Annotated in this window: 10 protein-coding genes; 6 read left to right on the top strand and 4 right to left on the bottom strand. The window is 72.5% G+C overall.

Features of this window, described 5'->3' with window-relative positions; genetic code table 11:
- Positions 1 to 16: 16 nt before the first annotated feature.
- Positions 17 to 820 carry a PucR family transcriptional regulator gene (locus tag ACFWJW_RS12175; protein ID WP_387238545.1) on the bottom strand — a complete coding sequence of 268 codons (804 nt, stop codon included), beginning with the start codon at positions 818 to 820 and terminating at the stop codon, positions 17 to 19.
- 459 nt (positions 821 to 1,279) lie between these two features.
- On the opposite strand from ACFWJW_RS12175, the gene ACFWJW_RS12170 reads away from it, so the two are divergent.
- The 5 genes from ACFWJW_RS12170 (at position 1,280) to ACFWJW_RS12150 (ending at position 8,483) form a co-directional block, all read left to right on the top strand.
- The gene (locus tag ACFWJW_RS12170) at positions 1,280 to 2,113 is read left to right on the top strand and encodes a M55 family metallopeptidase (protein WP_387238542.1); all 834 of its coding nucleotides are present in this window, start codon (positions 1,280 to 1,282) and stop codon (positions 2,111 to 2,113) included.
- Positions 2,106 to 3,470 (top strand): M20/M25/M40 family metallo-hydrolase, encoded by a 1,365-nt coding sequence (locus ACFWJW_RS12165; protein ID WP_387238540.1) that lies wholly within the window; start codon positions 2,106 to 2,108, stop codon positions 3,468 to 3,470. The genes ACFWJW_RS12170 and ACFWJW_RS12165 overlap by 8 nt, the downstream gene beginning before the upstream one ends.
- A gap of 44 nt (positions 3,471 to 3,514) precedes the next feature.
- Positions 3,515 to 5,530 (top strand): prolyl oligopeptidase family serine peptidase, encoded by a 2,016-nt coding sequence (locus ACFWJW_RS12160; RefSeq protein WP_387238537.1) that lies wholly within the window; start codon positions 3,515 to 3,517, stop codon positions 5,528 to 5,530.
- The gene (locus tag ACFWJW_RS12155) at positions 5,527 to 6,459 is read left to right on the top strand and encodes an LD-carboxypeptidase (protein ID WP_387238534.1); all 933 of its coding nucleotides are present in this window, start codon (positions 5,527 to 5,529) and stop codon (positions 6,457 to 6,459) included. Before ACFWJW_RS12160 ends, ACFWJW_RS12155 begins: the two co-directional genes overlap by 4 nt.
- Positions 6,460 to 6,659: 200 nt before the next feature.
- Positions 6,660 to 8,483: a CocE/NonD family hydrolase gene (locus tag ACFWJW_RS12150; RefSeq protein ID WP_387238531.1), complete on the top strand. Its 1,824-nt coding sequence runs from the start codon at positions 6,660 to 6,662 to the stop codon at positions 8,481 to 8,483.
- Positions 8,484 to 8,590: 107 nt separating this feature from the next.
- Here the strand turns inward: ACFWJW_RS12150 and ACFWJW_RS12145 are convergent, their stop codons facing one another.
- The 3 genes from ACFWJW_RS12145 to ACFWJW_RS12135 all read right to left on the bottom strand — a co-directional run bounded on the left by ACFWJW_RS12145 (position 8,591) and on the right by ACFWJW_RS12135 (position 10,786).
- Positions 8,591 to 8,788, bottom strand: coding sequence for a ferredoxin (locus ACFWJW_RS12145; protein ID WP_387238528.1), 198 nt, complete (start codon positions 8,786 to 8,788; stop codon positions 8,591 to 8,593).
- Positions 8,789 to 8,823: 35 nt separating this feature from the next.
- The gene (locus ACFWJW_RS12140) at positions 8,824 to 10,011 is read right to left on the bottom strand and encodes a cytochrome P450 (RefSeq protein ID WP_387238525.1); all 1,188 of its coding nucleotides are present in this window, start codon (positions 10,009 to 10,011) and stop codon (positions 8,824 to 8,826) included.
- A gap of 142 nt (positions 10,012 to 10,153) precedes the next feature.
- A complete protein-coding gene (locus ACFWJW_RS12135; protein WP_387238522.1) occupies positions 10,154 to 10,786 on the bottom strand; it encodes a TetR/AcrR family transcriptional regulator in 633 nt (210 codons plus the stop codon).
- A 50-nt stretch (positions 10,787 to 10,836) separates the two neighbouring features.
- On the opposite strand from ACFWJW_RS12135, the gene ACFWJW_RS12130 reads away from it, so the two are divergent.
- A complete protein-coding gene (locus ACFWJW_RS12130; protein WP_387238519.1) occupies positions 10,837 to 11,727 on the top strand; it encodes a DUF2867 domain-containing protein in 891 nt (296 codons plus the stop codon).
- Positions 11,728 to 11,770: the final 43 nt, after the last annotated feature.

The following is an 11,770-nucleotide window of genomic DNA, read 5'->3' as shown; positions in this document are numbered from 1 at the left end:
CGAATCGGGGCACGCCCTAGCGGCGTGGCAGGGCCTTGCGGGGGTTGGGGGCGGCGCGCGGCCGGCGGGTCGCGGCCGCCCGGCGCCGGCGGGTGGCGGCCATCAGCTGGCGGCTGCGGAGGGCCATCTCGATCTCGAAGCGGGTCCGTGGGTCCCGGAGGCGGGCGCCGAACAGCTTCTCCAGCTGACGCATCCGGTAGCGGACCGTCTGCGGATGGATGCTGAGCGCCTTGGCCACCTCGGGAGCGCCCATGCCGCCGAGCCAGGCGAGCAGGGTGGCCTCCAGGCGCTCGCACCGCTCAGGCGTGAGCCCCGCGAGCGGGCGCAGGCGGCGGGCGATCAGGGTGTGGGTCAGCGACTCGTCCTGGAGGAGGACGAGCGAGGAGAGATGGTCGTCGACGAACACCACTCCGGCCTCGGGGCCGTCGTGCGCGGACGCCAGATCCAGCAGCCGGGTCGCGGCGCGTACCGAGGAGGCGGCCTCCGCCGGCGGCACCGCATGGCCGACCACCGCGGCGCGGTGGCGCAGGACGCCCTTCAGCCGGGCCCGGCCGCTCTTGCCGTCGGCCAGCGACGCGGGGATCAGCAGGCCCGGCGGTTCGCCCGGTGCGCTGACGAGGCAGTCGCCCAGCGCGGACGCCACCAGATGGATGTCGGTGTCGGTGCGCAGCATGACCGCGCGCACCTTCTCGGGCAGTGGACGGCCGGACCGCAACACGTCCTCGATCAGCCGGGCGACCTGCTGGTGACCGCCCCGCTCGATGACTTCCTTGAAGCTCGGGTTGCGATCGCAAAGAGACTGCGCGATCAGTTCGGTCAAGATCGCGAGTTGGCCTTCGCTGTCGGTTCGCGTGTCACCGCATTGCGGTAACCGGATGCCATTGAGTGCCTCGCTCACCATTCTTGCCTCTGTTTCCTTGCGTGGGAAGCTGGTCCGGCCTGTTGTACCTCACCTGGCATGTGCCGTCGGCAGCTGACAGAACTCGTTCAGAAGTCCTTACGGATTCCGTCGGAAGTCCTTCCACTTTGCGACAGAAACTGTGCGAGATGCGGTGGGAGACGAGCGTACCCCCAGCTTCCGCTTGGAAGGAATCGTGGTGCTGAGATGAAGAAAACGTGTGGTTGGCCACAACTGGGCAGTCCTGGAAGGTGCCGGACGGGGTGTCAGACCGAAGGCCCTGGTTAGGCTGGGCAAGCCGCCCGGTATCGCCGAAACTGTGGACCGGGCGACGTCGGATGTCGTGCGTACCGCCCCCTAGCTGCGACGGGACTGGTGCATGTGAAGATCCTCATCTCCGCGGACATGGAGGGCGCCACGGGCGTGACCTGGCCGGCCGATGTGCTGCCGGGAACCCCCCAGTGGGAGCGCTGCCGCCAGATGTTCACGTCCGACGTGAATGCGGCGATCGCCGGATTCTTCGATGGCGGCGCGGACGAGGTGCTGGTCAACGAGGCCCACTGGACGATGCGCAATCTGCTGCTGGAACAGCTCGACGAGCGCGCGCAGATGCTCACCGGGCGGCACAAGTCGCTCAGCATGGTCGAGGGGGTACAGCACGGCGACGTCGACGGCATCGCCTTCGTCGGCTACCACACCGGTGCGGGCACCGAGGGCGTCCTGGCGCACACCTACCTCGCCAACACCCTCACCGGCGTCTGGGTCGACGGCAGCCGCGCGAGCGAGGGCTATCTGAACTCCCTGGTGGTGGCCGAGTACGGGGTCCCCGTGGTGCTGGTCACCGGCGACGACCGCACCTGCCAGGATGCCCTCGGCTACGCCCCGCAGGCGCCCGGGGTGGCGGTCAAGGACTATGTGTCGCGCTATGCGGCGGTCTGCCGGCCGCCGGCCCGTACCGCGGCCGAGATCCGGGCCGCCGCCCACAAGGGAGCGGCGCTGGCGGTGCGTCAGGAACCGTCCCGGCGCGGGCCGTTCCGTCTGGAGCTGGAATTCGACGCCGAACACCTGGTGGGCGCGGCGACCTGCGTGCCGGGCGTGGAACGATGCGGGGAGCGCCGTATCGCATACAGCAGTCCCAACATGTACGAGGCCATCCGGTGCTTCAAGGCGGTGACCACCGTCGTGTCGTCCGCCGTGGAGGAGCAATATGGCTGAGGTGGAGTTCGCCGGGCGGCCCGGGGCCGGGCAGGTCCCCGGCGTGGACCGGCAGGCGCTCGACGAGGTGGTGCGGTTCACCTCCGAGCTGATCCGGATCGACACCAGTAACGCCGGTGATGGCGCCTGTCAGGAGCGCCCGGCCGCCGAGTACGTCGCCGAGCGGCTGGCCGAGGCCGGTCTGGCGCCCACGCTGCTGGAGCGCAGCAAGGGCCGTACGAATGTGGTCGCCCGTATCGAGGGCACCGACCCCGCGGCCGATGCCCTGCTGGTGCACGGCCATCTCGACGTGGTGCCCGCCGAGCCCGCCGACTGGAGTGTGCACCCCTTCTCCGGGGAGATCCGCGACGGTGTGGTCTGGGGCCGCGGCGCCATCGACATGAAGAACATGGACGCGATGGTGCTCGCCACGGTCCGCCAGTGGGCCCGCAGCGGGGTGCGGCCGCGGCGGGACATCGTGCTCGCCTTCACGGCCGACGAAGAGGCCAGCGCCGAGGACGGCTCCGGCTTCCTGGCCGACCGGCACCCCGGGCTCTTCGACGGCTGCACCGAAGGCATCAGCGAGTCCGGGGCCTTCACCTTCCACGCCGGCGACGGGATGCAGCTGTACCCGGTCGCGGCGGGGGAGCGCGGCACGGCCTGGCTGAAGCTGACCGCCCGGGGGCGGGCCGGGCACGGCTCGAAGGTCAACCGCGACAACGCCGTCAGCCGGCTCGCCGCGGCCGTGGCCCGGATCGGCGCGTACGACTGGCCGGTCCGGCTCACCCCGACGGTGCGGGCCGCGCTCCGTGAACTCGCCGCGCTGTACGGCGTCGACACCGATGTCGACGCGCCGGACTTCGCCGTCGATGCGCTGCTGAGCAGGCTCGGCACGGCCGCCGAGCTGGTCGAGCCGACGGTCCGCAACAGCGCCAGTCCGACGATGCTGGCCGCGGGTTACAAGGTCAATGTGATCCCGGGGACCGCCGTCGCTCATATCGACGGCCGGGTGGTCCCCGGCGGCGAGGCGGAGTTCCGTACGACCATGGACGCGCTCACGGGCCCCGGGGTGAGCTGGGAGTACCACCATGGCGAGGTCGCGCTGGAGGCCCCGGTCGACTCCCCGACGTTCGCCGCGATGCGGGCCGCGATCGAGCGCTTCGACCCGGACGGCCGGGTCGTGCCGTACTGCATGTCCGGCGGCACCGACGCCAAGCAGTTCTCCCGGCTGGGCATCACCGGCTATGGCTTCTCCCCGTTGAAGCTGCCCGAGGGCTTCGACTACCAGGCGCTCTTCCACGGTGTGGACGAATGCGTGCCGGTCGAGGGGCTGCATTTCGGGGTCCGGGTGCTCGATCATTTCCTGCGCGCGGTCTGACCGGCCGACGCGTGGCCCGACCGGTGGTGGAGAGGAACGACAGCATGGTGACCACGGCTCCGTACGGCGGCTGGACGTCCCCGATCGATGCCCGGATGGTCGCCGCGCACGACGGCCGCCCGGCCTTCGTCGGGGTCGTCGGCGACGAGGTGTGGTGGACCGAGCCGCGGCCCGGCGAGGGCGGCCGGCGGGCGCTGGTCCGCCGGCGGCCGGACGGCACCGAGGAGTCGGTGCTGCCCGCGCCCTGGAACGTCCGCAGCCGGGTGCTGGAGTACGGCGGCCAGCCCTGGGCCGGCGCCGTCACCGAGCGCGGACCGCTGGTCGTCTTCAGCAACTTCGCCGACCAGCGGCTGTACGCCTACGCACCGGACAGTGACGAGGCCCCGCGCCCGCTCACCCCGCACTCCGGCACCGGTGACGGGCTGCGCTGGGCCGACCCGGTGCTGCGCCCCGAGCTCGGTGAGGTCTGGTGCGTCCTGGAGGAGTTCACCGGCGACCGGCCGACCGATGTGCGCCGGGTGATCGCGGCCGTGCCGCTGGATGGCTCCGCCGCCGAACACCGGGCGTCCGTAAGGGAGTTGAGCGACGACAGGCATCGCTTCGTGACCGGTCCGCGGATCTCCCCGGACGGCCGGAGCGCCGCCTGGCTCGCGTGGGACCACCCCCGCATGCCCTGGGAGGGCACCCTGGCGATGGTCGCCCGGATCACCGGCAAGGGCGAGTTCGAGGACATCCGGCCGCTCGCCGGCGACCTCGGCCCCGGCGCGCCGCACGGCGGTGCGGCCGGTGAGTCCGTCGCCCAGATCGAGTGGGCGGCCGATGGCGCACTGCTGTTCGTCTCGGACGTCAGCGGCTGGTGGGAGCTCCAGCGTCTCGACCCCGGCGGCGACGCGACGCGCCGCGGTCTGTGCCCGTCCCGGCAGGAGGAGTTCGGCGGGCCGTTGTGGACCGTCGGCCAGCGCTGGTTCCTGCCCCTGGACAACGGCACCCTCGCGGTGATCCACGGCCGGGGCGCCACCTCCCTGGGCATCCTCGACCCGGTGAGCGGCGAACTGGTCGACGCCGCGGGCCCGTGGACCGAATGGGCGCCCAGCCTCGCCGTGCACGGCAGCCGCGTCGTCGGCATCGCCGCCGGTCCGCACAGCTCGTACGAGATCGTCGAGCTGGACACCTGCACCGGACGCGCCCGGGTACTGGCCTGCCGGCACGCCGATGTCCTGGACCCGGCCTACTACCCCCGGCCGCTGAGCCGCACCTTCACCGGCCCCGGCGGACGCGACATCCACGCCCACATCTACCCGCCGCACAACCCCGACCACCGTGCCCCCGACGGGGAGCTGCCGCCCTTCGTGGTGTGGGCGCACGGCGGCCCCACCGGCCGGGCGCCGCTGGTGCTCGACCTGGAGATCGCCTACTTCACCACCCGGGGCATCGGCGTCGCCGAGGTCAACTACGGCGGCTCGACGGGCTATGGCCGGGAGTACCGCGAGCGGCTGCGCGGCCAGTGGGGCGTGGTGGACGTCGAGGACTGTGCCGCCGTCGCCCGCGCACTGGCCGACGAGGGCACCGCCGACCGCGCCCGGCTCGCCATCCGCGGCGGCAGCGCCGGCGGCTGGACCGCCGCCGCCTCGCTGACCACCACCGACGTCTACGCCTGCGGCACCATCAGCTATCCGATCCTGGACCTGACCGGCTGGGCCACCGGCGAGACCCATGACTTTGAATCGCGGTATCTGGACTCGCTGGTCGGACCGCTCGCCGAGGTGCCCGACCGCTATCGCGAGCGCTCGCCGCTGCACCGCGCCGACCGGATCACCGCGCCGTTCCTGCTGCTCCAGGGCCTGGACGATGTGATCTGTCCGCCCGCGCAGTGCGACCGGTTCCTCGCGGCGGTCGCCGGGCGCGGCATACGGCACGCCTATCTGTCGTTCCCCGGCGAGGGCCACGGCTTCCGCCGCGCGGAGACCATCGTGCGCGCCGTGGAGGCCGAACTCTCCCTCTACACCCAGACCTTCGGCATCACCCGCGGCGATGTCCCGACGCTGGAGCTGCGCGGATGACGGAGATCCGGCCGGTCCGGCCGCCGCGGCTGCGGCCCGGCGACCGGGTGGCGGTGGTGGCGCCCAGCGGCCCGCTCGTGGCGGAGCGGCTGGACCGCGGGCTGGATGTGCTCCGCGGCTGGGATCTCGACCCGGTCGCCGCGCCCCATGCCCGCGGTACCCACCCCACCCTGGGGTATCTCGCCGCCTCCGACGAGGAGCGGGCCCGCGACCTCCAGGACGCGTGGTGCGATCCGTCCGTGAAGGCGGTGTTCGCGGCGCGCGGTGGCTACGGCGCCCAGCGGATGGTCGATCTGCTCGACTGGGACGCGCTCCGTGCCGCGGCCCCCAAACCGCTGATCGGCTTCAGCGATGTGACGGTGCTGCACGAGGCGTTCGCCCTGCGCGGCGGGGTGTCCACGCTGCACGGGCCGGCCGTCGCGGGTGAGGTCTTCCTCAAGGACGACGCCACCCGGGAACATCTGCGGCGCACGCTGTTCGCGCCGGAGACCGTCCGCACCCTGGTGTCGCCGACCGCCCGGCCGCTGGTGCCGGGCCGGGCCCGCGGGGTCACCCTCGGCGGCTGTCTGACCATGCTCGCCACCGAGCTGGGCACCCCGCTGGCCCGGCGGAGCGCGGCGGGCGGGCTGCTCCTGCTGGAGGACGTCGGGGAACCGCCGTACCGCATCGACCGGGCGCTGACCCAACTCCTGCGGGCCGGCCGGCTGGACGGAGTCGCCGGCCTCGTCCTCGGTTCCTGGGCCCGCTGCGGGCCCTACGCGCAGGTGCGGGAGGTGCTGGTGGACCGGCTGGCCGGGCTCGGGGTGCCGGTGGCCGAGGAGTTCGGCTTCGGCCACGGCGATTCCGCGCTGACCGTGCCGCTGGGGGTCCCCGCCGAGCTGGACGCGACGGCCGGCGTGCTGACCTTCGACGTGCCGGCAACGGTGTGAGAGCCATGCCTGTTTGACGGTTGCTCACCCCTCCACCGTCCAGGGCCTCATGGTGTCTCCACGGCTGCTCCCGCCGGAAAACGGCACTGAACGCACGTCCTAACCACGACGCGTGCCCGGAGCGTTGACTTGCCGTTACCCGTGTCACAGCATGAGCGCGCCGCTACCGACTGGTTGGTACGACCTGTGTGGAGGTCCTCGTGCCCAGCGTGTCCCGAGCCGTGTCCCGCCCCGTGCTCCGCGGGTCCCTCGCCCTGCTGGCCGGCTCCGCCCTCGCCGCGCCGCTCTTCCTGACCGCCCCCGCGGTGGCCGCCGCCGACCCGTACACCGTCACCGCGCTGAAGGTCACCGTCCGGAGCGGGGAACGCCGCTGCACCGTGGACGCGGATGTCTACCGCCCGGCCGGAGTCGACGCCGCCCACCCGGCGCCCGCCGTGCTGACCACCAACGGCTTCGGCGGCAGCAAGAAGGACGGCTCGACCGACGGCCTCGCCAAGGCCCTCGCCACCCGCGGCTATGTGGCGCTGGCCTACTCCGGGCTCGGCTTCGGCAAGACCGGCTGCCCGATCTCCCTCGACGACCCCGGGATCGACGGCCGGGCGGCGAGCGGGCTGGTCGACCTGCTGGCCGGCGCCCGTACGGCCGACAACGGGACACGTCTCGACTATGTCGCCAAGGACGGCGCACGCGATCCGCGGGTCGGCATGATCGGCGGCTCCTACGGCGGCGCGATCCAGCTGGCCACCGCCGCCGTCGACCACCGGGTCGACGCGCTGGTCCCGCTCATCACCTGGAACGACCTCTCGTACTCCCTGGATCCGAACAACGCCGGCCGCACCCACGGCGTCACCGGCCCGCTGCCCGGTGCCTACAAGTGGCAGTGGACGAACGGGTTCTTCCTGATCGGTGAGGCGCAGGGGCTGCTGCATCCGCAGCTCGACCCCTCGCGCACCGGCGGCCCCGGCTGTCTGCACTTCGTCGCCCGGGCCTGTGAGACCAAGCGGCTGCTGGACTCCGGAAAGTACCCGGCGCAGCGGACCGACGCCGTGCTCCGTTATGCGCGCAGCGTCTCCCCGGTCTCGTATCTGCCGTCGGTCAAGGCGCCGACGCTGCTCGTGCAGGGGCAGGACGACAGCCTGTTCAACCTCAACGAGGCCACCGCCACCTACCGGACCCTCGCTGCGCAGGGCACCCCGGTCAGGATGATCTGGCAGGCATGGGGCCACAGCGGCGGGATGAGGAAGCCGGTGCCGGGCGAACTCAACCTGGCGCAGGGCAATCTGGACACCAGTTACGTCGGCCGGCGGATCCTGGCGTGGTTCGACCGCTATCTGCGGCACCGGACGGCCACCGGCACCGGCCCCGCCTTCGCCTACCACCGGGACTGGGTGACCGCCGGGTCCGCCTACGCCACCTCGCCCGCCTTCCCGGCGGGCGGCACCCGGCGGCTGTATCTCTCCGGGGACGGCAAGCTCGTCGCCCAGCGCGGTGCGGTGGCGCGCGGCAGCCGGGCGTACCGCAATCTGCGGATGGCCACCAGTCACTCGGAGAGTTCGCTGGCCGGGCTGCTGGGGCTGCCGGACGTGGCGCCGTACGACGCCAGGGGCAGCTACCTCGACTGGACGTCCCAGCCGGTGGCGGGCGGGCCGGTGGACGTGGTGGGCGCGCCCAGGGTGACGCTGAAGGTCACCTCGCCGCAGGCCGAGCGGGCACAGCGGTCCGCGGACGCGGCCGACAAGCTGGTGCTGTTCGCCAAGCTCTACGATGTCGCGCCGAACGGCAGGAAGACGCTGGTGCACCGGCTGGTGGCCCCGGCCCGGGTGCCCGATGTGACCCGGCGGTTCACCGTGGAGCTGCCGGGCATCGTGCACCGTTACGAGCCGGGGCACCGACTGCGCTTCGTGATCGCCGCGAGCGACGACGCCTATGTGGGCAATCGCGGCGTGAAGCCGGTGACGGTCACCAGTACGCCCGAGGACACCGGGGTCCTCGAACTGCCCGTCACCCAAGGGGTGTTGCGGTAGCGGATGGGGTGGATGCCGTAGGGACAAGGAGGGGCGGACGGCTCGGGCGCGCCGCGGGCGCCGGGCCAGCCGGGGCCGCGCGCGTCAGCCGGGGCGTCCGCGGGGTGCTACTGGTCGTCCGTGACCGCGATGGCCTGCACGGGGCAGGCGCGGGCGGCTTCCCGTGCCAGCGGGTCGCCCGCGCCGTCCTCACGGCCGGGCAGCAGCGCACTGAAGCCGTCGTCGTCCTGTGTGAAGACCCCCGGCGCGGTCAGGGCACACTGGCCGGCGCCGATACAGCGGTCGGTGTCGATCGTGATCCGCATTCCGGACCCCTTTCTCTGGTCTGCCGTCCTGGCTGCTACCAGGCCAGCGGCAGTTCGATCATGCCTTGCAGGGTGTCGCCGCCCTTGAACGGAATCTCGGCGGCCGGCACGGCGAGCCGCAGCCGCGGAATCCTGGTGAACAGCGAGCGCAGCGCGATCTCCATCTCCGCGCGGGCGAGGTTCTGCCCCAGGCACTGGTGGATCCCGAAGCCGAACGCCACGTGATGGCGGGCCGAACGGCCGAGGTCCAGCTCGTCCGGTGACGGATAGGCGGCATCGTCCCGGTTGATCAGCGAGGCGGGGAACAGCACCCCGTCGTCGGCGCGGATGATCTGTCCGCCGATCTCGATGTCCGCCGTCGCCACCCGCAGCAGGCCGTCCGCGATGGACAGGAACCGCAGCAGCTCCTCGATGGCGGCCGGCATCAGACCCTCTTCGGCCTTGAGTTGCGCCAGCTGCTCGGGGTGCTCCAGCAGGGTGAAGGTGGCGAGCGAGATCATGTTGGCGGTGGTCTCATGACCGGCCACCAGCAGGATCATGGCGAGCTGGACCAGCTCGTCGTGGGCGAGCGCGCCGGTCCGCAGCCGGTCCTCGATCAGCTCGTCCAGCAGTCCGTCGCCGGGATTCTTCTCCTTGGCGGCGATCAGCCCGGTGAAGTACTCCTCCAGCTTCAGCCGGGCGTCCTCCGCCTCCTCGGCCGACCGGCCGCGCAGGATGCGGCGGGACTCCTCCTCGAAGAACTCATGGTCGGCGTACGGGACCCCGAGCAGTGCGCAGATCACCATCGAGGGGACCGGCAGGGCGAACGCGGAGACCAGCTCGGCGGGCGGGCCCTGCTCCAGCATCCGGTCGAGCAGCCCGTCGACGATCTGCTGGATCTGCGGCCGCAGTGCGGCGGTCCGCTTGAGGCTGAAGCTGGGGATCAGCATCCGGCGCTGGGTGTTGTGCTCCGGGTCGTCGACCCCGATCAGCGGTGTGCGGACCCGGCGGATGGCCGCGAAGCGTTCGAAGGGGATCGGGAAGGCCGGGTTCTGCCGGTCGGCGGAGAGTCGCTGGTCGGTCAGCAGCGCCCGGGCCTCGGTGTGGCCGGTGACCGCCCACACCTTGCGGCCGTCGTAGAACGTGACATGGGTCAGCGGGCCGGCCTCGCGCAGTGGCTGATACGCGGCGGGCGGGTGGTAGGGACAGGTGCGGTCCTGAAAGTAGGGGATGGCTTCGGTCACGAATTCCTCCCGTACGAGGCCCGAGTGGCTCGAGTTGCTCGTGTGTGAGATGACAACGCTGTGGCGCGCCGTGTTCGCCGCGCCGATCTCACCTCATGCCTCGGATACCGGGCACGTCTACGCGCAGTTCGGCCAACTTCGTTCAGATTGCGACATGTTCGCTTTCATCGCCTCCGTCCCACGGCCGTACGAGGGTGTCGATCACGCCGTCCAGATAGCGGTCCCGTGCCGCCTCGGCCGGCAGGCTCTGTGGGACGGCGTGCCCGAGCTGGGTATGGCCGAGGTAGGCGGTGTACGCCAGCAGGCCGCGGTGCCGCGCCTCCCCCTCGGGGAAGCCCAGCGCCGCGAAGAGCGCGGCGACATAGCCGATGCGCCGGTCGGCCACCCGGGCGAGCGCGGCGGCCACCCGTGGATCCGTCGCGTTCGCCAGCAGGGAGACCTCCAACGGGTCCGTGGTGGCCCGTGAGATGGCCTGCGCGAGCAGCCGGCGCAGTCGTCTGCCGGGGTCCGGCTCGGCCTCCATCGCGGTGATCACGGCCTCGGTGCCGACCTCTTCCCAGCGCTCCAGCGCGGCCTCGATCAGCGCGTCCCGGTTGTTGAAATGCCAGTAGAAGCTGCCCTTGGTGGTGCCCAGCCGGACGGCCAGCGGCTCCACGGCCACCGCGGCGAGGCCGCCTTCGCCCATGGCCGCCAGGGCGGCATCGGCCCAGTCCCGGGCGCTCAGCCGGGGTCGTGCACCGCTGCCGCCGGGGTCCTTCGCTCGCTGCTGCGCCATATCCGTACGGTACCGTACGGGTAAACATACGCCACCGTATGGAGCTGCCCGTGCGTACCGTCCGCGATGTTCATACCCGCACCGTCCACGCCCCGGCCGACACCGTCGGTGCGCTGCTCGACCGGCTCGGCGGCGCGGACGATCCGCTCTTCCCCACGCCGGTCTGGCCGCCGATGCGCTTCGACCGCCCCCTGGGGGTCGGCGCCGACGGCGGGCACGGCTTCATCCGCTACCGCGTCGCGGCGTACGAGCCCGGCCGCCGTATCCGCTTCGACTTCACCGGCGGCGAGGACGGGTGGCACGAGATCACCGTCCGGCCCCTGGGGCCCGACAGCTGCCGGGTGGAGCACGTCCTGCACAGCCGGCTCCGGCCGGCCAAGGCGGCGGTGTGGTCACTGGCGCTCCGGGCCGTGCACGGCACGGTCGTGGCGGAGATCTTCGACAACATCGAACGGGTCGCCACCGGCCGGGTGGCGGCCCCGGTCCGCCGGTCCCCGAGGGTGCGGCTGTTCCACCGGCTGCTCTGGGACCGGCCCCGGGCCGTCGAACTCCCCGCCGCGGCCCGGCTGGCCCACCGGGCCTTCCCGCGTACCGACTTCCAGGACGCCTGGCAGATGGATCTGCTGCCCGGTATGCCGCAGGAACCCGCCGCGTGGGAGGGCGTGCTGCGCGGCGCGTCCTTCCCGGTCGTCGGCCGCACGGACACCGAGATCCTGCTGGGCGAGGACGCCCGGCACCTGGACTTCCGGGCCTCGGTCCTGGTCGCGGACGGCCGGGTCACACTCGGCACGGTTGTCCGCCTCCACCGCACCGCCGGCCGGCTCTACTTCGCCCTCGTACGCCGGGTCCACCCCTTCATGGCCCGGCTGATGCTGCGCCGCCTCCACCGCCGGCTGGCGCTCGCCGCACCGACCGCGGGGGAGCGGGCGGCGGTCGGGTGACGCAGGGGCCGGGCGCGCCGCCCGGCCGGCTGGCCTGGCGCTG

Source organism: Streptomyces sp. NPDC127097 (genome assembly GCF_042724075.1).
GTDB lineage: Bacteria > Actinomycetota > Actinomycetes > Streptomycetales > Streptomycetaceae > Streptomyces.
Note: the sequence above shows the minus strand (reverse complement) of the source record. Positions and strands in the feature narration are given on the sequence as shown.